The sequence below is a fragment of the Bradyrhizobium sp. LLZ17 genome, from assembly GCF_041200145.1.
Lineage (GTDB): Bacteria > Pseudomonadota > Alphaproteobacteria > Rhizobiales > Xanthobacteraceae > Bradyrhizobium.
Map to the genome: position 1 here is coordinate 2615797 of NZ_CP165734.1, position 20930 is coordinate 2636726.

Sequence of the window (20930 nt, forward strand, 5' to 3'; positions counted from 1 at the left end):
GGCCCCTTTTTCTGACGCTTTGATTAAAGCGCCTCCAGCACCGCTCTCGTAATATCAGCCGTACCGTCGCTGCCGCCGAACTCCATCGGCCTGATGCCGCCGGCATAGATCTGATCCACGGCGCGCTCGATCCTCTCGCATGCCTGGGCCGCGCCCTCGATGGCGTGCTTGTCGGCGAGCCAGTCGAGCATCATCGCCGCCGACAGGATCATGCCGGTGGGGTTGGCCTTGCCCTGCCCCATGATGTCGGGCGCGGTGCCGTGGCACGGCTGGAACACGGCGTGCCTGTCGCCGATGTCGGCCGAAGGCGCCATGCCGAGCCCGCCGATCAGGCTCGCGGTGATGTCGGAGACGATGTCGCCGAACATGTTCTCCATCACCATCACGTCGAAATCCCAGGGGCGCTTGACCAGCATCGCCGAGCAGGCGTCGACATAGAGGCGATCGGTCTTCACTTCGGGATGATTTTTCGCGATCTCGTCGAAGATACCGCGAAAAAACGCAAAAGCCTTGAACACGTTCGCCTTGTCGACGCAGGCGAGCGAGCCTGGCTTGCCGCGTGCCTTGCGCCGCTCGGCCAGGCGAAACGAGAACTCGAACAGGCGCTCGGAGGTCTTCCGCGTGATCACCATCGTCTCGCGCGCGTCCTCATGGGTGACGACGCCCTTGCCCATCGATGCGAACAGGCCTTCGGTGGATTCGCGGATCACGACGAGATCGATGCCGCGCTTCTCAGCGCCGACGATCGGGCTCGGCACGCCCGGAATGAGACGCGCCGGCCGCACGCCGGCATAGAGATCGAAGATGAAGCGCAGCTCGATCTGCGGCGCGATCTCCGTGTTGTCGGGATAGCGCACCGAGGGCAGGCCGCAGGCGCCCAGCAGGATCGCATCTGCCTCCTCGCACAGCCTGAGCGTCGAGTCCGCAATCGACTTGCCGGTGGCGAGGTAATTGTTGGCGCCGGCCGGCGCCTCGGTGAAGCGGAAACGCAAGTCCGACTTCGCCTCGATCTTGCGCAACACCTCGATCGCCGGCGCCATGACCTCGGGACCGATGCCGTCACCGGCGAGCACGGCAATGTGGAAGGCGTTGTTTGCGGACATGGGGATTCCTGAAGGAAGGATGCGTCATTCCGGGGCGGTTCGAAGGACCGAACCGGGAATCTCGAGATTCCGGGTTCGGTCCTCTGGACCGCCCCGGAATGACCAACTCAGTTACGGCGTCAGCACGGTGCGGCCGACCACGGCACCCTGCTGTAATTGCACCAGCGCGTCGTTGGCCTTGTTGAGCGGCTGCCGCGTCACCGGGATCGGCGGCACCTTCTTGGTGCGGACGAGATCGAGCAGTTCCTGCGTCTCACGCAAGTTGCCGACATAGCTGCCCTGGATCGTCACCGCCTTGATCGGAATCAGCGGCAGTGCCCAGGTCGCACCGCCGCCGAACAGGCCGACGATGACGAGCTTGCCGCCCTTGGCCAGGCAATCGAACCCGAGTTGCGTGGTCGCGGCATTGCCGACGAGGTCGACGACGGCGCGGATCGGCCCGCCAGCCTTGCTGGCAAGCTGCTCCAGCGCATCCGGTGCCTTGGGGTCGATGGTCGCGAGCGCGCCGGCCTTTTCCGCCGCCTCGCGCTTCTTCGCGTCGATGTCGAGCATGATCGCGCCCTTGCCACCCATCGCCTTCAACAGCGACAGCGCCATCAGGCCGAGGCCGCCGGCACCGAACATCACGATCGGACTGTCGAAATACTGCTCGACCTTCTTCAGCGCGCTGTAGGTGGTGACGCCCGAGCAGGCGTAGGGCGCAGTCGTTGCGGGATCGAGCCCCCTGAGATTGAGCAGATAGCGCGGATGCGGCACCAGCATGTGGTCGGCATAGCCGCCGTCGCAATAGACGCCGAGCGAGCGGGGCGTCGCGCACATGTTCTCGTCGCCGGCAAGACAAACAGCGCATTTGCCGCAGCCGATCCAGGGATAGACCAGGCCGACATCACCGAGCTCGAGATCGGCCTGATCCGACGGCTTCACATCGGATCCGAACGCCAGGACTTCACCGACGGTCTCGTGCCCCATCGTCAGCGGCAGATTGATGCCGCGGTCCTTCAGCGACAGCGGCTTGCGGCCGTGGCCGAGATCGTAGCCGCCTTCCCAGATGTGGAGGTCGCTGTGGCAGACACCGGCCGCCTTGACCTTGATCAGCACCTGCGTGCCCGACGGCTGCGGCGTGGCCTCGTCGAACTCCTTGAGCGGCGCCTTGAAATCGGCGACCTTGAAACTCTTCATCGGCGTGCTCCCGGCATGTTTCTTGTTGTCGCGCTACCTTGCCACGGGGGCTAGGGCGAGACAAACCCGGACCTGTCTAGTTGACGCGGATGGATGATGGCAAGCCGACCGCGCGCAAGGCCGCATTGCTTGCCGGAACTAGGCCGCCCTTCAACCCTGCGCGACCGTTTTGCCTGACGGAATTGGCGCGTTGTCAGCAAGGCCGACCTCGTCGCACAATTCGCGCGTGTGCTCGCCGAGCACGGCCATTCTCTCGCGTGGCGTGGTGTCGGCGCCGGACATCCGGAACGGCAGATTGAGCACCTGGAACGAGCCGCCCTCGTCCTTCACCTCGGAGAGCGCCCGGCGATGCGCGAGCTGCGGATCGGCCAGCGCCTCGGACACGGTGCGGTAGGCCGAGGCCGGCACGCCGGCGGCGCCAAGCGCAACAAGACACGCATCGGTCGTGAGCTGCCGCGACCAGGCCTCGACACCGTCCATCACATCGCCCCAGTTGTCGCGGCGCACAGCATAGATCGAGAAGCGCGGGTCGGAGATCCATTCGGGGCGGCCGATCACGCTCATCAATCCCTGGAACGTCTTCTCGCTCGCGACAGTGATCATGACGTAGCCGTTGGCCGTCTCGGTCGGCCCGAACATCGGACGCGGCGGTGCTTTCACCGCGAATTGCGAGCTCTGCAACTCCGTCAGCGTCAAGGTCAGCATCGATTCCAGCATGGAGACGTCGATATGCTGACCGAAGCCGGTCGCCGTACGCTGATAGAGCGCCGAGGCGATCGCGCCGAAACCGTAGGTGCCGGTGACGACGTCGGCATGATAGATGCCGCAATAGTCGGGACGGTCGCGGCCGGGCTGGTAGGCGAGATGCGCCATGTCGTAGCCGGAAGCGGCGTGGATCACGGGCGCATAGGCCGGCAGTTCGGCCGACGGGCCGGTCTGTCCATAGCCGGAAATCGAGCAATAGATCAGCCTTGGGTTGATCGGGCGCAGGCTGTCATAGTCGAGCCGCAGCCGGCGCATCACGCCGGGACGGAAGTTCTCGACGAGAATGTCCGCGGTCGCGACCAGCCGGCGGACCGCCTCCTTGCCGTCCTCGGATTTGAGGTCGAGCACGACGCTCTTCTTGCCGACGTTGAGCTGGCCGAACACGGTGCTGCAGCCCTTGCGCAACGGCGGCCGGGTCCGCATGGTCTCGCCGCCGTCGGTCTCGATCTTGATGACCTCGGCGCCCATGTCGGCAAGCATCCGCGCGCAGTGGGGACCGGCGATGGTGGTCGAGAAATCCAGGACCCTTAGGCCTGCGAAGGCCTTTGTCGTCGTCCCCTCATGCTTATCTGATAGCTGCATACTCGCTGACGTCCTCGCTCGCTTACGTCTTTGGGCCGCTTAGGAACAATCGATGTTCTTTGTTGTTGGAGCATCGACCCTAGAGCGCGGCAGCTGAGTAGGAAAGTCTTTACCGAGCGGACGCGCCGCGTGGGCGGGCTTGAAAATTTCAGGGCAACTGGACCCGTTCTTGCATAGCAGCAATCGGGCTCCGGCAGAGGGCGGGCATCCTTGAGGGTCTTGTTTGTTACGACAGAGATGGACGATTTCGTCCGCGTCGGCGGACTTGGCGCCGTTTCTGCCGCCCTCCCCAGAGCCCTTCGCCCCTTCGCCGATATCCGGATCATGCTTCCCGGTTATCGCGACATCATCGAGCAACTCACGCATATTCAGGTCGTTGGCCGCTGCCCGGCATTTGCCGAGATGCCGGCGTGCTCTCTCGGCCGGGCCGCCACCAAGGACGGCTTGCCGGTCTATGTGCTGTTGTGCTCGCAGCTCTACGACCGGCCCGGCAATCCCTATGGCGACGAGTCCGGGCGCGACTGGCCGGACAACGACATCCGTTTTGCGCGCTTCGCCTCGGCCGCCGCTGAGCTGGCCACGGGCAATCTGGACAAGAATTGGGCAGCAGACCTGATCCATGCCAACGACTGGCAGGCCTCGCTCGTGCCGGCCTACCTCGCCTGGCGCGGCAGCAAGCTGCCGTCGATCCTGACCATCCATAACCTCGCCTATCAGGGCCTGTTCTCGAAGGACTCGCTGCGGCGGATCGGCGCACCGGAAAGCTCCTTCCACATCGACGGTGTCGAGTTCTACGACAAGGTATCGTTCCTGAAGGCGGGATTGGTCTATGCGTCCCACCTGACGACCGTCAGCGGCACCTATGCGCACGAGATCACCACGCCCGAGTTCGGCTGCGGCATGGAGGGCCTATTGCGGCTGCGCTCCGACGCGGCCGAGCTCACCGGCATCCTCAACGGCATCGACGAGAGCTGGGACCCGCGCTCCTGCGCCCAGCTTGCTCAGCAATTCGGCGCCGGCGACTGGGTCGGCAAGAAGGCCAATGCGGACTATGTGCGCAAGCAGTTCGGGCTCGCGGTGTCGCGCGGACCGATGTTCGGCATCGTCGCGCGGCTCGTGCACCAGAAGGGCATCGACCTCGTGCTGTCGGCAGCCGACGAGATCGTCGATGCCGGCGGGCAGATCGTGGTCACCGGCTCAGGCGAGCCGGCGCTTGAGCAGGCCCTGATCGACGCCCATCGCCGCCGCCCCGATTCGATCGGCGTGACCATCGGCTTCAACGACGCTCAGGCCCGACGCATCTTCGCCGGCAGCGATTTCACCCTGATGCCGTCGCGATTCGAGCCATGCGGATTGAGCCAGATGTACGCCCAGCGCTTCGGCTCGTTGCCGATCGGTCACCAGACCGGCGGCCTCGCCGAGACCATCAGCGATGGCGAGACCGGCTTCCTGTTCTCGAGACCCTCGCACGGATCTTTCCTCGGCGGCGTCCGCCGTGCCTTCGAGGCTTTCATGGCACAGGACCAGCTCGACTCCATGCGCCGCAGCGCCATGGGACGTTCGTTCTCCTGGAGCATCTCGGCCGGCACCTACAACGCGCTGTATCGGAAGCTGGCCGCGGTGTGAGCCGCAACGCCGCTTCATACTCCGTCATTGCGAGCGGAGCGAAGCAATCCAGGCTGTCTCCGCGGAGGCAGTCTGGATTGCTTCGTCGCATCAGCGCAAAACTGCTTCGCAGTTTTGTCGCGAGCTCCTCGCAATGACGGTGTACTTCAATCTCTGCCGCGCTGATCCATCTGCGGCCGTCCTATCCACGCCCTGTTGAGACAACGCGTCATCCAGTCAGGTTGCGGCTCGCCTCGCAGCCGCGCCTGTGCTTCCTGGTAGGGACCGACATAGCGCAGCCGATCGGGCAATTTCGGATACACCCGCCGGATCCATCTCAGCGCGTTGTCGGCGGACATCGTCTCGCGCTCGTCCAGTTCAAGTCCGAAGCCCGCACGCAGCCGCTCCGGCAGCAGGCTCGCCGTGAGCGCGCGATACCATCGCGGTGGCCGCAGCCACGGACGCGCGCCGCCAAGAATTTGCGTGGCGATTTCGCGTGCGGCCGCGCTGACGGTCAACGTCTCCGACTGCACCATCGCCGCGGTGTAGGCGGCGAAGCCGGCCCAGTCCGCCGGCAGGTCATCGGCCGTCAATCCGAACAAGGCGCCGAACTGCTTGCTCTCGGCCCAGTAGCGCTCGCGCTCGTCCACCGAGAGCGGCGGCAGGACCAGGTCATGGGCCATGAGCGCGGTCTCGACCAGCGTCGCATGAACCCAGCGCAGCGACGGGATATCGTTGGCGCAGTAGCGCGAGCCGGCCGCGAACGGACCGACCGTCACGGGCATCGTTCCGACGATCATCGTATGACGCCGATGCAATTGCCGGGATGACAGCAGCGCGCGGTCGAGCGAGCCGAACACCATCGCAAAGACGATGTCGAAGGTGCGGTGGAAGCGGCCGATCGGATCGGCCAAGGTCCGCGAATGCTCAGCAATGGCCGCGGCCACCCAGGGATGGGCCAGTTGCAGCAGCAGCGCGCGGCCGGCGCCAAGAAAGACGACCGCCTCCCGATCGATCTGCCAGGTCACCGAGGACGGGCCGAATACGCCCGGGACTGGTCCCGCCGCGTCAGCCCGGACCCGATCGAGGGCAGATTCCAGATCTTTCTCGGACACCACTTTGCGAGACCTTTCGACTGCGGACGGAGACTGACCATCCGCAGGGCCTGTGGCGATTCAATGAAGGCGATCTTCGCTAGCGCTTGGCCGGCACTTGCTCCGGGGGATCGTCGTCGGCGATCGCCCGCCAGGCGGCGCCGTCGAGATCGTCATACTGGCCGCTGCGGAGCGACCAGAGGAAGCCGACCAGGCCGGCAAGTCCGAGCATGAGCGCCAGCGGGACCAGGATGACCAGGATTTCCATCACAAAATCTCCCGCGTGCGGCTGCGTGCCCGCAGCGAATTCAGCATCACCAGGATCGACGATCCGCTCATCGCCGCCGCCGCGATCAGGGGCGTCACGATTCCGCTGATCGCAACCGGCACCGCTAGCAGATTATAGCCGATCGCGAGCCAGAGGTTCTGCCGCATCAAATGCAGCGCCCTGCGCGCGGAATCGATCGCCGCAACCACCGGCACCAGCGGCTGGCCAAGGAAGACGAGGTCGGCGGTCACCTGGCTCAGATGCGCGGCCGAGATCGGCGACATCGAAACATGGGCGGCAGCGAGCGAGGGCGCGTCGTTCATGCCGTCGCCGACCATCAGCACTTTTGCGCCCCGCTGCTTCAATTCCTCGATCCGCGCAATCTTGTCGGCCGGCGTGACGCCGGCGCGCCATTCGGCGATGCCGAGGGCGTCGGCCGCCGCCCTCACCGCCGGTTCGCGGTCGCCGGACAGGATCTCGATGCCGATATTGCGCGCCTTCAGCGCCGCGATCACCGCTTGCGCATCCGGACGCAGGCCCTGACGCACCGAGAGGATGAACTTTTCGTTGCCCCTGCTGAAAGCCACGACCGACGCTTCGGGATCGCGATGGGTCGCATCGCCGGTCAACGCCTCGGCGCCGCAGAACGATGGCCGGCCAAGGCGGACTTCGACGCCGTCCACCGTGGCGCGCACGCCCTGCCCGGCTTCCTCGACCGCACCGATCACCGGCGATATGGCCCCTGCGGCCTGTGCGACCGCGGCCGCGACGGGATGATGGCTCGACAACGCCAGCCGGCCGGCGAGTTGGAAGATATCGGCGGGAATCCCGGCTGTGTTGGTGACTTCGAGATCAGGCAGGGTCAGCGTGCCGGTCTTGTCGAAGATGACATGATCGGCCTCGGCCAGCCGCTCGATGGCATCGCCCGAATTGAGCAGCACACCGGACTTGAACATCGCGCCGGAAGCGACCGTCTGCACCGTCGGGATCGCAAGTCCAAGTGCGCAGGGACAGGTGATGATCAGCACGGCGACGCCGGTCACGATCGCATCATGCCAGCTCGCGCCGGCGACGACCCAGCCAAGGATGGTCAGCAGTGCGGTCGCATGCACCACCGGCGCATAGAGCCGAGAGGCGCGATCAGCCAGCCGCATGTAGCGTGAGCGAGCCTGGAGCGCGTTGTCGAGCAGCCGGGTGATCTCGGCCAGCAGCGTCGCCTCGGAGGCCGCCGAGACTCGCACCCGCAGGGTGCCTGAGATATTCATCGAGCCGGCATACACCGCGGTGCCCTGCCCGGCCGTGACATAGAGCGTCTCGCCGGTGATCAGGCTCTGGTCGATCTCGGAGCGCCCTTCGATCACGGTCCCGTCGACCGCGCAGCGCTCGCCCGGGCGTAGCAGAACGATGTCGCCGGCTCGAATCGCGGCGACCGGCACCTGCGAGATCTCGTCGGGGCCGATGAATTTGGCCGCCGTCTCGGCCTTCAGCGCGGCGAGATTGCCGGCGACCGCGCGGGTCCGCCGCCGCATGTTCTGGTCGAGGACACGACCGACCAACAGGAAGGTGAGCAGCATGATCGCCGCATCAAAATAGGCGTGCTCGGCGTGGTTGATGGTCTCGACCACGGACATGCCGAGCGCAAGGCACACCCCGATCGAGATCGGAACGTCCATGTTCGTGGTGTTTTTCGACAGCGCGCGCCAGGCCGAGCGGAAGAACGGCTGGCCGACATAGGCTGCCGCCGGCAGGGCGATCAGCGCCGACAGCCAGTGAAAGAAGTCGCGCTGCTCGGGCAGCATGTCCGAGACGTTGCCGGACCACACCGGGATCGACAGCATCATCACGTTCATGGTCGCAAACGCCGCGACCCCGAGGCAGCGCAGCAGGAAGCGCGATTCCGCCACCTCGGTCGCCTCCGCGCTCTCGGTCTCGTAAGGGTAGGCTTTGTAGCCGAGCTGTTCGAGGCGATCGATGAAGCTGGCAGGATCGAGCGTGCCTTGCTTCCATTCCAGCGCGACGCGCCGGTCGGTGAGATTCACGCGCGCCAGCGTGACGTCGGGAATGGCGGATAGGCCACGCTCGATCTTGGCCATGCATCCGGCGCAGTGCACACCTTCGACGGCGAGATCAATGTGCTGCAGGCCTTCGCCGGCGGCCCGGACATAGTGAGAGAAATCGCGCGTCACCTGCATGGGGTTCTCTCAATTCAGGATCACGCGGTTGCGCGACATGAACACGCGCTCGCCCCGCGCGTCGCCCTCGATCACGAGGTCCCACTGTCCCGGCGCAACGGAAGCAGTGCTGCCGCGATAGATTCCGACGCCGGCCTCCGCGAGTTCGACCGCGAGATCGGCGCGCTTGTCGGTCGGCCGTTCCAGGCGGCCGCCGAACTTCAATCCGGTCATCGGCTGGCCGCTGGCATCGCGGGCCTCGACCTGGAGCGTGGCGCCACCATCGGTGCTGCGCTCGATATGGGCGTCAACCCGCCATTTGCGCGCGGCCTGATCCTGCGCCGCCGAGATCTCCCGGTCATAGCTCAGCCCCGCCGCATAGGGGCTATCGACCTCGGTGCCCGGCAGCGTCGCGATCGCGAGCTTCATCATGGTCACGTTGACGCCGATCACGACGCCGAAGAAGGCGACCAATATCGCGAGCACTTTTGTTCCGGTCAGCGGCTTCGGTGCGGATGCCATGACGAACTCCAGGAGTTTTCTAGGGCGAAACGAAATTGTCGGTGGCGGACGCGGCCTCGCCGAGGCCGATATCGGTCACGTGGAAACGCACGGGGATCGACTTCTCCGGATTGACCTCCGCCGGCGCGGTCACGAGCAGCCGCAGCTCGCTGGTGGCATCACGGGGGATCACGATCATCGGCCGGTCCGGCGTCACCGAGTCCACTCCGACGACATGGATCGTGGCATTGACCGGCCCGTCGGCGTCGATCGCGATGACGCGGTCGTAACCGCTCTTGTTCAGCAGCCGAACCGTATAGGCGTTGCGGATCGAACCGTCGCTGAGCCTGACCGCGACCGGATTGCGGTCGTGCAGCACGTTGACGTCGAGCAGGCTGCGGGTCGCCAGGGTGTAGAGCATGATGCCGCCGACGGCAGTGATGATCGCGCTGTAGACGACAGTGCGGGCACGGACGATGCGATAGATCGGCGCCTTGCCGTCCTGGCGGCGCTGGATGTTGATGTCGTTGTCGTAGGCGATCAGGCGGGTCGGCCGGCCGATCTTGGCCATCACGTTGTCGCAGGCGTCGATGCAGAGCCCGCACTGGATGCATTCGAGCTGCGGCCCGTTGCGGATGTCGATGCCGGTCGGGCAGACCGCGACACATTGATAGCAGTCGACGCAGTCGCCGGCGTGCTCGCCGAGCGCGCGCAGCTCGGCGGCCTTTTTCACCGAGGTGCGCTTCTCGCCGCGATCGTAGCGATAGGTGACGTTGAGCGCCCATTCGTCGGTGAGCGCGGCCTGGATGCGCGGCCACGGGCACATATAGGTGCAGACCTGCTCGCGCATGTAGCCGGCGAGCGCGTAGGTGGTGACGGTGAGAATGCCGATCCAGATATAGGCGATCATCGGCGCCTGGAAGGTGACGAGCTGCTTCACCAGCGTCGGCGCGTCGTTGAAGTAGAGAACCCAGGCGCCGCCGGTCCACCAGGCGATCAGCAGCCAGATCGAATGCTTCAGCACGATCTCCGAGATGCGCTCGAGCCTCATCGGGTCAGATGATTTGTCCTTTTTCATCCGCTCGCGGCGATCGCCTTCGATCAGGCGTTCGACGGCGTAGAACAGGTCGGTCCAGACCGTCTGCGGACAGAGATAGCCGCACCAGATGCGGCCGCCGACGGAATTCATCAGAAACAGCGCCACCGCGGCGACGATCAACAGACCGGTGAAGTAATAGACCTCCTGCGGCCACAGCTCGATGAAGAAAAAATAGAAGCGGCTGTTGGGGAGATCGATCAGCACCGCCTGGCTGGGGGCACCGAGGCCGCGGTTCCAGCGCACGAACGGCAGGAAATAGTAGACGCCCAGGCAAAAGGCCATCAGGCCCCATTTGATCCGGCGGAAGGTACCGGACACGCTCTGGGGATAGACTTTCTTGCGGGCTGCGTAGAGCGGTCCGTAGTCGTCTTCCGATGTGGGCTCGCTAGGATTCACGGGTTTGTTCATCGCTCTGCAGTCTGGAGAAGGTGCGATTAAACCTAGAGCCGGCGCCGCCGCGTCGATTGATCCAGCGCAAACGAGGGCGCTTTTGTTCGCCCCTGTCCGCATCCAAATCGACTATTTTCCGCCGCCCAGCGAGTGGACGTAGACCGCCATCGCCTTGATGGTGGCGGGATCGAGCCGCCCTTCCCAGGCCGGCATGACACCGGCGCGGCCATTGCTGATGGTCTCGATCAGGGTTGCCTCGTCGGAGCCATAGAGCCAGATCTTGTCGGTCAGGTTCGGGGCGCCCAGCTCCGGGTTGCCCTTGCCGGCCTCGCCGTGGCAGGCGACGCAATTCTCGGCGAAGATCTTCTCGCCCTTGGCGGCGTCATAGCCCTTGCGAGTCGGAAGACCCGACAGCGCGCGAACATAGTTAGCTGCTGTGACGATCTCGTCGGGCTTCAGCACGCCGTCCTTGCCGAAGGCGAGCATCTGGCCTTCATGCGTCTTGGCGTGACCGGAGCGCGCGCCGAACTGGATGGTCTGCATGATCTGGTCGAGCGTTCCGCCCCACAGCCAGTCGTCGTCGTTCAGGTTGGGAAAACCCTTGGCGCCGGCGGCGCCGCTGCCGTGACACGGGGCGCAATTGTCGCCGAACACGGTCTTGCCCTTGGCACGGGCGAGCGCCAGCAGCGCGGGATCCTTCTCGATGTCGGCGAGCGAGGCCGCACCCAGCGCGACCATCTTGTCACCGCGGATCTTCTCGAGGTTGGCGAGCTCGACCGCGACGTCGGCGCGCGAGGAATACCCGATCACGCCGCGCGTATGGCCCGAGATCAACGGCCAGGCCGGATAGACGACCCAGTAGCCGATCGCCCAGACGATGGTGAGGTAGAACGTAATCACCCACCAGCGCGGCAGCGGCGTGTTGAGCTCCTTGATGCCGTCCCACTCGTGCCCGGTCGTTGACCTGCCGGAAACGGAATCGAAGTCGCCGTGATGATCTGTCATGATCTCTTACTCCTCGCGCAACGGCAGGCGTGCCGCTTCGTCGAACGTGCCCTTGTTGCGGGGCCACAATGCGTAGGTGATGATCGCGAGAAAGATTGCGACGAAGACCGGGGTCCAGATCGTGGTGACGAGACCGGATGCGAGATTGTCGAGTGTCAGGATGGCTTTCATCGTTGATGCCTTCTCAGCGAAGATTGGCTTTCTCGTTGTAGATCTTGAAGTCGACCAGCGTGCCGAGCATCTGCAGGTACGAGATCAGCGCGTCCATCTCGGTCGGCGTCCCGGCCTTGCCATCGAAATTGCGCACTACCGCCTTGGCGTAGCGCTTGGTGAAGGCGTCGGAGCCGGCATTGTCCGGATCGGCCTGCGCCTTCATATCGGCGCCGGCGTTGGCGATCTGGTCGTCGGTATAGGGCACGCCGACGGTCCTCAAGGTGCGCATGTGATCGGCGATCGTGTCGGGATCGACCTCGGTATGCGCCAGGAACGGATAACCGGGCATCACCGATTGCGGTACGATCGCGCGCGGGTTGGTCAGATGGGTGACGTGCCAGTCGTCGGAATATTTGGCGCCGACGCGAGCCAGATCAGGCCCGGTACGCTTGGAGCCCCACTGGAACGGGTGGTCGTACATGCTCTCGGCGGCAAGCGAGAAATGGCCGTAGCGCTCGACCTCGTCGCGCAGCGGCCGGATCATCTGCGAATGGCAGAGATAGCAGCCCTCGCGGACATAGATGTTGCGCCCGGCGAGTTCCAGCGGCGTGTAGGGCCGTACCCCGTCGACCGCCTCGATCGTGCTCTTGAGATAGAACAGCGGGGTGATCTCGACGAGACCGCCGATCGCGATCACCAGCAAGATGCCGGCGATCAGGATGATCGAGTTTCTTTCGAAGACTTGGTGGCGTGTCCAGAACGACATGGAGAACTCCTCATTCCGCCGGCTGGAGAGCGACGGGCATCTGAACTTCCGCTTCGCCGACGCGAACGGTCATCCAGAGATTGTAGGCCATGATCAGCGCGCCGATCAGGAACAGCGCGCCGCCGCCGGCACGGATGATGTAGAAGGGATGCATCGCCTCGACGGTTTCGATGAAGGAATATTCGAGGAAGCCGAGCGAGGTGTAGGCGCGCCACATCAGGCCCTGGAGGATGCCGGACACCCACATCGCCGAGATGTAGAGAACGATGCCGAGCGTCGCGATCCAGAAGTGCCAGTTGACGAGCTTCAGGCTGTACAGCTGCTTGCGATTCCAGGCCCACGGCACCAGGCAGTACAGCGCGCCGAAGGAGACGAACCCGACCCAGCCGAGCGCGCCGGAATGCACGTGGCCGATGGTCCAGTCGGTGTAATGGCTGAGCGAGTTGACCACCTTGATCGACATCATCGGACCTTCGAAGGTCGACATGCCGTAGAAGGCGACGGAGACCACCAGCATGCGCAGCACGGGATCGGTGCGCAGCTTGTCCCAGGCACCCGACAGCGTCATCAGGCCGTTGATCATGCCGCCCCAGGAGGGCATCCACAGCATGATCGAGAAGGTCATGCCCAGCGTCTGCGTCCAGTCCGGCAGCGCGGTGTAGTGCAGATGATGCGGACCGGCCCAGATGTAGAGGAAGATCAGCGCCCAGAAATGGATGATCGAGAGCCGATAGGAATAGATCGGCCGCTCGGCGCGCTTCGGAATGAAGTAGTACATGATGGCGAGGAAGCCCGCGGTCAGGAAGAAGCCGACCGCGTTATGGCCGTACCACCACTGGAACATGGCGTCCTGGATGCCGCCCCACGCAACGTACGACTTCGAGCCGAACACCGAGACGGGGAGCGCGGGATTATTGCCGAGATGGAGCACGGCGATCGTCACGATGAAGGCGAGATAGAACCAGTTCGCAACGAAGATGTGCGGTTCCTTGCGCTTGATGAGGGTACCGAGGAACACCAGAAGATAGGTGACCCAGACGATCGTCAGCCAGAGATCCGCGTACCATTCAGGCTCGGCATATTCCTTCGACTGGGTGACGCCGAGCAAATAGCCGGTGCCGGCGATTAGGATGAAGAAGTTGTAGCCGACCACCACGAACCAGGGCGCGAGATCGCCGGCAAGACGCACGCGGCAGGTCTTCTGCACCACGTAGAACGACGTTGCGACCAACACGTTGCCGCCGAAGGCGAAGATCACCGCCGAGGTGTGCAGCGGCCTCAGGCGGCCAAAACTGGTCCAGGGCAGGTCGAGGTTCAGCGCGGGCCAGGCCAGTTGCGAGGCGATGATGAGGCCGACGAGGAAGCCCGCGATGCCCCAGAACACCGCCATGAAGGAGGAGAACTTGATCGGGCCCATATTGTAGTTGGGGCGGCCGTTGATCTCCGCAGGCGGCAGCGCCGCCGGCCGGTCGAAGTAGCGGTTCATGATGAAAAACACCGCGGCCAGGCTCGCAGCCGCGCTGAGCGCCGCGTGGAAGGCGAAGGGCGCGTCGACCGCCTTGGCCGAGGCGATCACGCAGAGAAAGGCGGTGACCGCAAACACGAGCGCCAGGCCGCTTTCACCTGTTGTCATGGATTTGGAGATGGAGGGCTGCTGCATCGCGGATTCTCTCTGAAAGAACACGAAGCCAGAAACCACATCCACGCTCGCGGGGAATTGATTGAAATCAAGGGAGATGGATTTCTGTTGATGCCGATGACGGGCCAATCGGGAGGCTGGCCAAATTCTTCAGGTCTTCGACGATTCGACGGCGCCAGTTGAAGTGCCCTCTCCCCTTGTGGGAGAGGGCAGCGAGAAATTGCGGCAATCTCGTTTGGGTGAGGGGTTGTCTCCGCATCGAAAGCCTTCCCGTCGAGCGAACCCCTCATCCGGCGCTTCGCGCCACCTTCTCCCACAAGGGGAGAAGGAAGAAAGTCAATCCCGCGCGCTCGCCTTGAGGGCTGCGATGACGTCCTCGCGGGCGATGATTCCGACCAGCTTCTGGGCGTGGTCGAGCACGATGATGCTCCGGATGCGGTGCTCGACCATGATCTGAAGCACCCGCGTCAGCCGCGTGTCGGGGCTGACATAGATGAACTCGGGCGTCATGACGTCGCCGACCTTGCGGCCCATCAGCTCGTGATAGCGCGGCAGCATCTGGCTCGGCGTGAAGGCGAAGCACTTCAGGATGTCGAACTTGGTGACGATGCCGACAACCTGCTCGTCATCCTCGACCGGATAGCTGTTGAAATCGTCGCGCTCGAACATCTCGCTGAGCTCGAGCAGGTCGAGATCGCGCCTGGCCGTCCGGACGTTGCGCGTCATGTAGCCGCCGACGGTTTGCTCGAGAAACTTGTACACGGCGCGTCCTCCTCGATTGGTCTGTGTTCGCCGGCCGTCAGTGCGACAGCAGCACGCAGCGAGCGGATTTCGTGACCAGATATTGGGTGACGCCGCCGAGGATCAGCTCGCGGAAACGCGAATGACCGTAGGCGCCTGCGATGATCAAGCCCGCGCCGACCTCGCCGGCGATATTCTCCAATTGCACGGCGGCGGTTTCATTTCCCGCGTTTTCCGGGACGCGCGCGGTCGCGGTGACGCCGTGGCGGGCGAGCCAGGCGGCAACGTCGCCCACACGGGCCATGACCGCCGACCGATCGTCGTCCTGCTCCGCGATCTCGACGATGGCGACGTCCCTCGCCTTGCGCAGCATCGGCAACGCGTCCGCCACCGCCCGCCGCGCCTCCGGCGTATCCTTCCACGCCACGAGCACGCTGCGCAGATCGAGCCAGTTAATCCGATCGGGCACCACGAGAAGCGGCCGACCGGCCTGCATCACCAGATCCTTGGGGCTTGCGAGCGCGAAAGCATCGGAGAACGCCGGGCTCTGCCCGCCGCTGACGAGGAGGTCGGCGCACCGTACCTGCGCGAGCACGAACCGTGCGGGAAAATCCATGGCGCTCCGCCATTCCGCGCGTCCGCCGCGGTTTCGCGTCGCGGCGCGGAATTGCGCCTCCAGATCGGCGAGCCGTCTGTTGATCGAGGCCTCCTCCTGGTTGATCAGCGCCTGCGCCGCGGCGCCATCCGTGAAATAGATCGGCGGGGCGAGATTCGCCGCCGCAACCCCGACGATCCCCGCCTCGAATCGCTCGGCGAGCTCGCACGCGACCTGAAGACGTGCCTCGTTGGGCTGGTCGAGGGCCAGGCTGACCATCACGGTCGCGTATATCATCGGGAGTCTCCGCTGGGGGCTGCGCTTCATGAACTGTAGGGCCGCCGCGGTTTGCGAAGATGAGATAGATCAAAATCGCCCTCCGTCGCGGGGCCGGAAATCCGCCAGTGCAATCAGGACATCGGAACTTGCCTCCAGACCGGCCTTGGGCGACATTGCCGCAACAGAACCGCATCCCGCTACCGCGGAAGAATGGGAGCAATCGCTTGTCGCCGACCCGCGTGACGCATCCGCCAACCGACAGTCGCGGCGAGCATTTCCGCGTCCGGATCGAAGGCTTTGGCGTCGGCACCTGGGACCTTGACCTCAGCACGCGCGAGCTGGAATGGTCGGAAACTGCCAGAATCCTGCTCGGGGTCGAGCCGGATCAACAAGCAAGCTATCAGCGCCTGCTCTCGCGGCTCGAGCCCGGAGACCGCGAGCGCGTGGAGAGCGCGATCAACCACGTCACCGAGCATGGCGGCCGCTTCGACGTCTCCTTTAGACTTGCCAATGCTTCAGGCCTGGGGCGCTGGATTCGCGCGCGGGCGGGCCTCATTCGGGACGAGGCTGGCGCCGCTCGCCATCTCAGCGGCATCTTTCTCGACATCGACGAGGAGAAGCAGGTCGAGGAAGCACTGCGCACGCGCGAGACTCACCTCCGCTCGATCCTGCAGACCATTCCCGATGCCATGATCGTCATCGACGGCCACGGCATCATCCAGCTCTTCAGCAGGGCGGCCGAGCGCCTGTTCGGCTGGTCCGAGCACGAGGCGATCGGGCAGAACGTCAGCATCATGATGCCGGAGCCGGACCGCTCCCGCCATGACAGCTACATCGCGCGCTACCGCACCACTGGCGATCCGCACATCATCGGCATCGGGCGTATCGTGACCGGCAAGCGGCGCGATGGAACCACCTTCCCGATGCATCTGTCGATCGGCGAGATGCAGTCGGGCGGGGAGCCCTACTTTACCGGTTTCGTCCGCGACCTCACCGAGCATCAGCAGACCCAGGCGCGGCTGCAGGAACTGCAGTCCGAGCTCGTCCATGTCTCGCGGCTGACCGCGATGGGCGAAATGGCTTCCGCGCTCGCCCACGAGCTCAACCAGCCTCTCGCCGCGATCAGCAATTACATGAAGGGCTCGCAGCGGCTGCTCGCCGGCAGCACCGATCCGAACACGCGGAAGATCGAGAGCGCACTGGATCGCGCCGCCGAGCAGGCTCTGCGCGCCGGCCAGATCATCCGGCGCTTGCGCGACTTCGTCTCGCGCGGGGAATCCGAGAAGCGGGTCGAGAGTCTGTCCAAGCTGATCGAGGAAGCCGGCGCGCTTGGGCTGGCCGGCGCGCGCGAGCAGAACGTGCAGCTTCGCTTCAATCTCGATCCGGACGCCGATCTTGTCCTTGCCGATCGCGTGCAGATCCAGCAAGTCCTGGTCAATCTGTTCCGCAACGCGCTGGAAGCGATGGCGCAGTCGCCCCGGCGCGAGCTCGTGGTCGCCAACAGCCGCGTCGCCGACGACATGATCGAGGTGGAGGTGTCCGACACCGGATCCGGCTTCCAGGGCGATGTCGCTTCAAATCTGTTTCAGACCTTCTTCACCACCAAGGAGACCGGCATGGGCGTGGGATTGTCCATCAGCCGCTCCATCATCGAGGCTCATGGCGGCCGGATGTGGGCCGAGAGCAATGCAACGGGCGGCGCAACATTCCGCTTCACCCTACCGGCAGCCGACGAGAGCTGATTCATGACGACCAAGGGACATGTCTACGTTATCGACGACGACGAGGCGATGCGGGACTCGCTGAATTTCCTGCTGGATTCCTCCGGCTTCGGCGTCACGCTGTTCGACAACGCACAGGGCTTCCTCGACGCCCTCGCCGGCCTCACCTTCGGCTGCGTCGTCTCCGACATAAGGATGCCGGGCCTCGACGGGATCGAGCTGCTCAAGCGTATGAAGGCGCAGTCGAGCCCGTTTCCGATCGTGATCATGACCGGCCACGGCGACGTGCCGCTCGCGGTCGAAGCGATGAAGCTTGGTGCGATCGATTTCCTGGAGAAACCGTTCGAGGATGACCGCCTCATCATCATGATTGAATCCGCGATCCGCCAGGCTGGGCCCAGCGCCAAAAGCGATGCTATCACTCACGACATCGCCGCCCGTGTCACTTCCTTGAGCCCGCGCGAGCGCCAGGTCATGGAGGGGCTGGTCGCGGGCCTCTCCAACAAGCTGATCGCCCGCGAATACGACATCAGCCCGCGTACGATCGAAGTCTACCGCGCGAACGTGATGACCAAGATGCAAGCCAACAGCCTGTCGGAACTGGTGCGGCTGGCGATGCGGGCCGGCATGCTGAAGGATTGAGGCAGGTCAAGGTGCTGGCGCCGGCCTGTGCTAGCAGGGCCAGCTATGATTGTGATAGCTCGATCCTGAGCGGCCCCTGATGTCGTCACCCGCAAAGCCAACTGTCTACGTCGTCGACGACGATGCCGCTGTGCTTGGGTCGCTGCGCTTCCTGCTGGAAACCGACGGCTTCGCCGTGCGAACCTTCAAGAGTGCGACCACCCTGCTCAACGCGAGCGGCGTCGAGGAGGGCGCGGACTGCTATGTCATCGACTACAAGATGCCTGACATCAACGGCATCGAGCTCGCCGGCCGCCTGCGCCGGTCCTATGGCGACACGCCGGTGATCCTGATCACCGGCTATCCGGACGGGAATATCTCGGCTCGGGCTGCGGCGGCAGGCGTCAAGGACGTGATTTTCAAGCCGCTTCTTGACGAGAGCCTGCTCAAGCGCATCCGCCGCGCCATCCAGGAGAGGCGGGGCACCTGACCTACGGGATTCTACGTAAGGCCCTCCCCTTAAGATATCGCGCGAAATTTCCGGACCGGACGATCCCGCGTACCAATGCACCATCACAACGGAGATGGCGCAGATGCTGACCCAGACACTCAACACCCAGGCGATCAATACCCAGATCGGTGGCAAGATTGCTCCTCCTCGCCCCGTCTCCGACCAATTCGGCGCGATCACGGGCCATGTCGGCCTTGTCGCCACCGAATTTTCCTACCGCAAGGAAGAAGAGATCTACGGCGAGGACGAGCCGGCCGAATATGTCTACCAGGTCGTCACCGGCGCAGTCCGCAGCTACAAGCTTCTGTCCGACGGCCGCCGCCAGATCGGCTCCTTTCATCTTCCCGGCGACGTGTTCGGCCTCGAATCCGGCCCCACCCACCGCCTCGCCGCCGAAGCAATCATCGACACCAGCGTGCGCCTCGTGAAGCGCGCCAGCCTCGAAAAAGGCTGCCGGCACCGACGTCCAGGTCGCCCGCAAGCTGTGGGCGATGACGGCGGGCGAGTTGCGTCATGCCGAAGATCATATGTTGCTGCTCGGACGCAAGACGGCGATGGAGCGCGTTGCGACCTTCCTGCTCGAAATGGATCGCCGCCTTGCGGTTGCCGGCATGATGGCGCTGCCGATGTGCCGGCGTGACATCGGCGACTATCTCGGCCTCACGCTGGAAACCGTGTCGCGCGCGTTGTCGCAGCTTCACGCCCAGGGCACTCTGGGCTTCTCGGGCGCCCGCCAGATCGTCCTGCGCAACCGGGCCCGCCTGCACAATCTCGACGCCTGATTTTATCCTCCCCACCTCACTCTGGCCGGCCGAACCCGTTTCGGCCGGCATTTCATTTGCGCACTCAAGCCGTGCGCCGGGTCTCCGGCATCACCAGCAGGATCAGCAGAAAACCTGCCGCACCGACGCTCGCCAGCCCCACGAAAGCGGTGGCATTGCCGAACTTGTCGCTGACATAGCCCCCGAGCGACGTGCTCAGCGCAGCGCCAATGCCGGTCGCGGTGCCGACGATGCCCTGGGCCAGATTGAAATGGCCGCTGCCGAAGGCGACGTCGGCCACGATCAGCGGGATCATCACCGCAAACACCGCCGCAGTGAGCCCGTCGAATGCCTGCACCAGCACGAGCAGATAGGGATCGCGTACGGTTGCGAACAGCAGGCCGCGAATCATCAGCGCACCGAACCCGATCAACAGCAGCGGGCGGCGGCCCCAGAGCTGCGCCTTGCGCCCGACGGTTGGCGATAAGAGCGCCACGATCGCCTGCGGCACGACGATGCAGAAAGCGACGAGGACTGTCGCCCATTGGCTCGAGCGCGCCGTAACCGCGCTCGCCATCAGCGGCATCATGGCGGCATTTGCAAGCTGCAGCAGCAGCACGCTGAATGCGAACACGATGAGCGGCCGTTGCCGGAGCAGGTGCCAGACATTGGTGTCGCCCTGCACGTCCGCCTCGCGGGGCATCTCGCCGTGACAGCGCGCGATGTCGACCTCCTCCTCGCGGATGCGCGACAGCGCGATCAGGGTCGGGATCGCGAGCAGGAAGGTAACGAGGAACACCGAGCGGCTCGACAGGAGATAACCGGCGGTGCCCATCACCGCGGCGGCAACGCCATTGCCGAGCGACGCGAAGCGGGCGTTGCGCCCAAGGCGCTCGCCGATCGCGAACGGGCCGACGAGACCGAGGCTGATCGCCGCGATCGCCGGCCCCAGCACGCAGCTTGCCGCCGCATGCAGCGTCGCCGCAGCGACCACCACGGGAAAGATCGGCAGCGCGGCATAAGCGAGCGCGCAGCAGCCGATGGTGACGATCGCAAGCCCGGCCACCAGACGTTCGGATCGCGCGGCGTCGATGATCGCGCCGCCCGGCATTTGGCCGATCAGGGCGACGATGCCGCCGATCGACAGCACCAGGCCGATCTCGACCTGGGTCCATTTCTGTGTCGTCAGATAGACCGCGATGAAGGGACCGAATCCGGTCTGCACGTCGGCGAGAAAGAAGATGAACCAGTCGAGGCCGCGCAGGCTGCGGCGCGACGGTGCCGGAATGGCCGCGACGGATTGCAGGCCGGCAACGTTGTCTTGCTTGACGTGGCGGTCACGATCGCCGGCTGAATGGTTCGGCTTGCTCGACAACAGCAC

At 64.6% G+C, this 20930-nt stretch carries 19 protein-coding genes and 1 pseudogene; 5 read left to right on the top strand and 15 right to left on the bottom strand.

The genetic code is table 11. The features are described from left to right. Positions 1 to 23 precede the first annotated feature (23 nt). The 3 genes from AB8Z38_RS12905 to AB8Z38_RS12915 all read right to left on the bottom strand — a co-directional run bounded on the left by AB8Z38_RS12905 (position 24) and on the right by AB8Z38_RS12915 (position 3629). Complete coding sequence (locus AB8Z38_RS12905) at positions 24 to 1103, bottom strand: isocitrate/isopropylmalate dehydrogenase family protein (RefSeq protein WP_369725536.1); 1080 nt, start codon at positions 1101 to 1103, stop codon at positions 24 to 26. A gap of 111 nt (positions 1104 to 1214) precedes the next feature. After that, positions 1215 to 2282, bottom strand: coding sequence for an alcohol dehydrogenase (locus AB8Z38_RS12910; RefSeq protein ID WP_369725537.1), 1068 nt, complete (start codon positions 2280 to 2282; stop codon positions 1215 to 1217). A gap of 150 nt (positions 2283 to 2432) precedes the next feature. Then, the gene (locus AB8Z38_RS12915; protein ID WP_369725538.1) at positions 2433 to 3629 is read right to left on the bottom strand and encodes a CaiB/BaiF CoA transferase family protein; all 1197 of its coding nucleotides are present in this window, start codon (positions 3627 to 3629) and stop codon (positions 2433 to 2435) included. 210 nt (positions 3630 to 3839) lie between these two features. Between AB8Z38_RS12915 and glgA the strand changes: the two genes are divergently transcribed. Beyond that, on the top strand, positions 3840 to 5255 hold the full coding sequence (glgA, locus tag AB8Z38_RS12920) for a glycogen synthase GlgA (RefSeq protein ID WP_369725539.1): 1416 nt from the start codon (positions 3840 to 3842) through the stop codon (positions 5253 to 5255). A gap of 146 nt (positions 5256 to 5401) precedes the next feature. Here the strand turns inward: glgA and AB8Z38_RS12925 are convergent, their stop codons facing one another. From AB8Z38_RS12925 to AB8Z38_RS12975, 11 genes are all read right to left on the bottom strand, one after another. Further along, the gene (locus AB8Z38_RS12925; RefSeq protein ID WP_369725540.1) at positions 5402 to 6352 is read right to left on the bottom strand and encodes an oxygenase MpaB family protein; all 951 of its coding nucleotides are present in this window, start codon (positions 6350 to 6352) and stop codon (positions 5402 to 5404) included. 76 nt (positions 6353 to 6428) lie between these two features. After that, positions 6429 to 6596, bottom strand: a complete 168-nt coding sequence (gene ccoS, locus AB8Z38_RS12930) for a cbb3-type cytochrome oxidase assembly protein CcoS (protein WP_369725541.1) — start codon at positions 6594 to 6596, stop codon at positions 6429 to 6431. Continuing rightward, on the bottom strand, positions 6596 to 8788 hold the full coding sequence (locus AB8Z38_RS12935; RefSeq protein ID WP_369725542.1) for a cation-translocating P-type ATPase: 2193 nt from the start codon (positions 8786 to 8788) through the stop codon (positions 6596 to 6598). The genes ccoS and AB8Z38_RS12935 overlap by 1 nt, the downstream gene beginning before the upstream one ends. Before the next feature lie 9 nt (positions 8789 to 8797). Next, positions 8798 to 9289 carry a FixH family protein gene (locus AB8Z38_RS12940; RefSeq protein ID WP_369725543.1) on the bottom strand — a complete coding sequence of 164 codons (492 nt, stop codon included), beginning with the start codon at positions 9287 to 9289 and terminating at the stop codon, positions 8798 to 8800. A gap of 19 nt (positions 9290 to 9308) precedes the next feature. Continuing rightward, complete coding sequence (gene ccoG, locus AB8Z38_RS12945) at positions 9309 to 10775, bottom strand: cytochrome c oxidase accessory protein CcoG (RefSeq protein WP_369726482.1); 1467 nt, start codon at positions 10773 to 10775, stop codon at positions 9309 to 9311. 111 nt (positions 10776 to 10886) lie between these two features. Next, a complete protein-coding gene (gene ccoP / locus AB8Z38_RS12950; protein ID WP_369725544.1) occupies positions 10887 to 11762 on the bottom strand; it encodes a cytochrome-c oxidase, cbb3-type subunit III in 876 nt (291 codons plus the stop codon). Positions 11763 to 11768: 6 nt separating this feature from the next. Further along, on the bottom strand, positions 11769 to 11933 hold the full coding sequence (locus AB8Z38_RS12955) for a cbb3-type cytochrome oxidase subunit 3 (RefSeq protein ID WP_369725545.1): 165 nt from the start codon (positions 11931 to 11933) through the stop codon (positions 11769 to 11771). Positions 11934 to 11946: 13 nt separating this feature from the next. Beyond that, entirely contained in the window at positions 11947 to 12681 is a 735-nt protein-coding gene (ccoO, locus tag AB8Z38_RS12960; protein ID WP_369725546.1) for a cytochrome-c oxidase, cbb3-type subunit II, read from the bottom strand. 10 nt (positions 12682 to 12691) lie between these two features. Then, complete coding sequence (ccoN, locus tag AB8Z38_RS12965) at positions 12692 to 14341, bottom strand: cytochrome-c oxidase, cbb3-type subunit I (protein WP_369725547.1); 1650 nt, start codon at positions 14339 to 14341, stop codon at positions 12692 to 12694. 315 nt (positions 14342 to 14656) lie between these two features. Continuing rightward, a complete protein-coding gene (locus tag AB8Z38_RS12970) occupies positions 14657 to 15082 on the bottom strand; it encodes an HPP family protein (protein ID WP_369725548.1) in 426 nt (141 codons plus the stop codon). 37 nt (positions 15083 to 15119) lie between these two features. After that, positions 15120 to 15953 carry a universal stress protein gene (locus AB8Z38_RS12975; RefSeq protein WP_369725549.1) on the bottom strand — a complete coding sequence of 278 codons (834 nt, stop codon included), beginning with the start codon at positions 15951 to 15953 and terminating at the stop codon, positions 15120 to 15122. A 206-nt stretch (positions 15954 to 16159) separates the two neighbouring features. Here AB8Z38_RS12975 and fixL point away from each other — a divergent pair, with 206 nt between their 5' ends. The 4 genes and pseudogenes from fixL (at position 16160) to AB8Z38_RS12995 (ending at position 19570) form a co-directional block, all read left to right on the top strand. Then, the gene (gene fixL / locus AB8Z38_RS12980) at positions 16160 to 17677 is read left to right on the top strand and encodes a sensor protein FixL (RefSeq protein ID WP_369725550.1); all 1518 of its coding nucleotides are present in this window, start codon (positions 16160 to 16162) and stop codon (positions 17675 to 17677) included. A gap of 3 nt (positions 17678 to 17680) precedes the next feature. Then, positions 17681 to 18298, top strand: coding sequence for a response regulator FixJ (fixJ, locus tag AB8Z38_RS12985; protein WP_369725551.1), 618 nt, complete (start codon positions 17681 to 17683; stop codon positions 18296 to 18298). Between the two features lie 79 nt (positions 18299 to 18377). Beyond that, entirely contained in the window at positions 18378 to 18767 is a 390-nt protein-coding gene (locus AB8Z38_RS12990) for a response regulator (RefSeq protein ID WP_369725552.1), read from the top strand. A 103-nt stretch (positions 18768 to 18870) separates the two neighbouring features. Continuing rightward, a pseudogene (locus AB8Z38_RS12995) lies at positions 18871 to 19570 on the top strand (helix-turn-helix domain-containing protein). Positions 19571 to 19634: 64 nt separating this feature from the next. Here the strand turns inward: AB8Z38_RS12995 and AB8Z38_RS13000 are convergent. Then, a complete protein-coding gene (locus AB8Z38_RS13000) occupies positions 19635 to 20930 on the bottom strand; it encodes an MFS transporter (protein WP_369725553.1) in 1296 nt (431 codons plus the stop codon).

Coding starts and splice junctions, on each gene's coding strand:
- AB8Z38_RS12905 (WP_369725536.1), bottom strand. CDS start 1,103: ATGTCCGCAAACAACGCCTTCCACATTGCCGTGCTCGCCGGTGACGGC.
- AB8Z38_RS12910 (WP_369725537.1), bottom strand. CDS start 2,282: ATGAAGAGTTTCAAGGTCGCCGATTTCAAGGCGCCGCTCAAGGAGTTC.
- AB8Z38_RS12915 (WP_369725538.1), bottom strand. CDS start 3,629: ATGCAGCTATCAGATAAGCATGAGGGGACGACGACAAAGGCCTTCGCA.
- ccoS (WP_369725541.1), bottom strand. CDS start 6,596: ATGGAAATCCTGGTCATCCTGGTCCCGCTGGCGCTCATGCTCGGACTT.
- AB8Z38_RS12935 (WP_369725542.1), bottom strand. CDS start 8,788: ATGCAGGTGACGCGCGATTTCTCTCACTATGTCCGGGCCGCCGGCGAA.
- AB8Z38_RS12940 (WP_369725543.1), bottom strand. CDS start 9,289: ATGGCATCCGCACCGAAGCCGCTGACCGGAACAAAAGTGCTCGCGATA.
- ccoG (WP_369726482.1), bottom strand. CDS start 10,775: ATGAACAAACCCGTGAATCCTAGCGAGCCCACATCGGAAGACGACTAC.
- ccoP (WP_369725544.1), bottom strand. CDS start 11,762: ATGACAGATCATCACGGCGACTTCGATTCCGTTTCCGGCAGGTCAACG.
- AB8Z38_RS12955 (WP_369725545.1), bottom strand. CDS start 11,933: ATGAAAGCCATCCTGACACTCGACAATCTCGCATCCGGTCTCGTCACC.
- ccoO (WP_369725546.1), bottom strand. CDS start 12,681: ATGTCGTTCTGGACACGCCACCAAGTCTTCGAAAGAAACTCGATCATC.
- ccoN (WP_369725547.1), bottom strand. CDS start 14,341: ATGCAGCAGCCCTCCATCTCCAAATCCATGACAACAGGTGAAAGCGGC.
- AB8Z38_RS12975 (WP_369725549.1), bottom strand. CDS start 15,953: ATGATATACGCGACCGTGATGGTCAGCCTGGCCCTCGACCAGCCCAAC.
- fixJ (WP_369725551.1), top strand. CDS start 17,681: ATGACGACCAAGGGACATGTCTACGTTATCGACGACGACGAGGCGATG.
- AB8Z38_RS12990 (WP_369725552.1), top strand. CDS start 18,378: ATGTCGTCACCCGCAAAGCCAACTGTCTACGTCGTCGACGACGATGCC.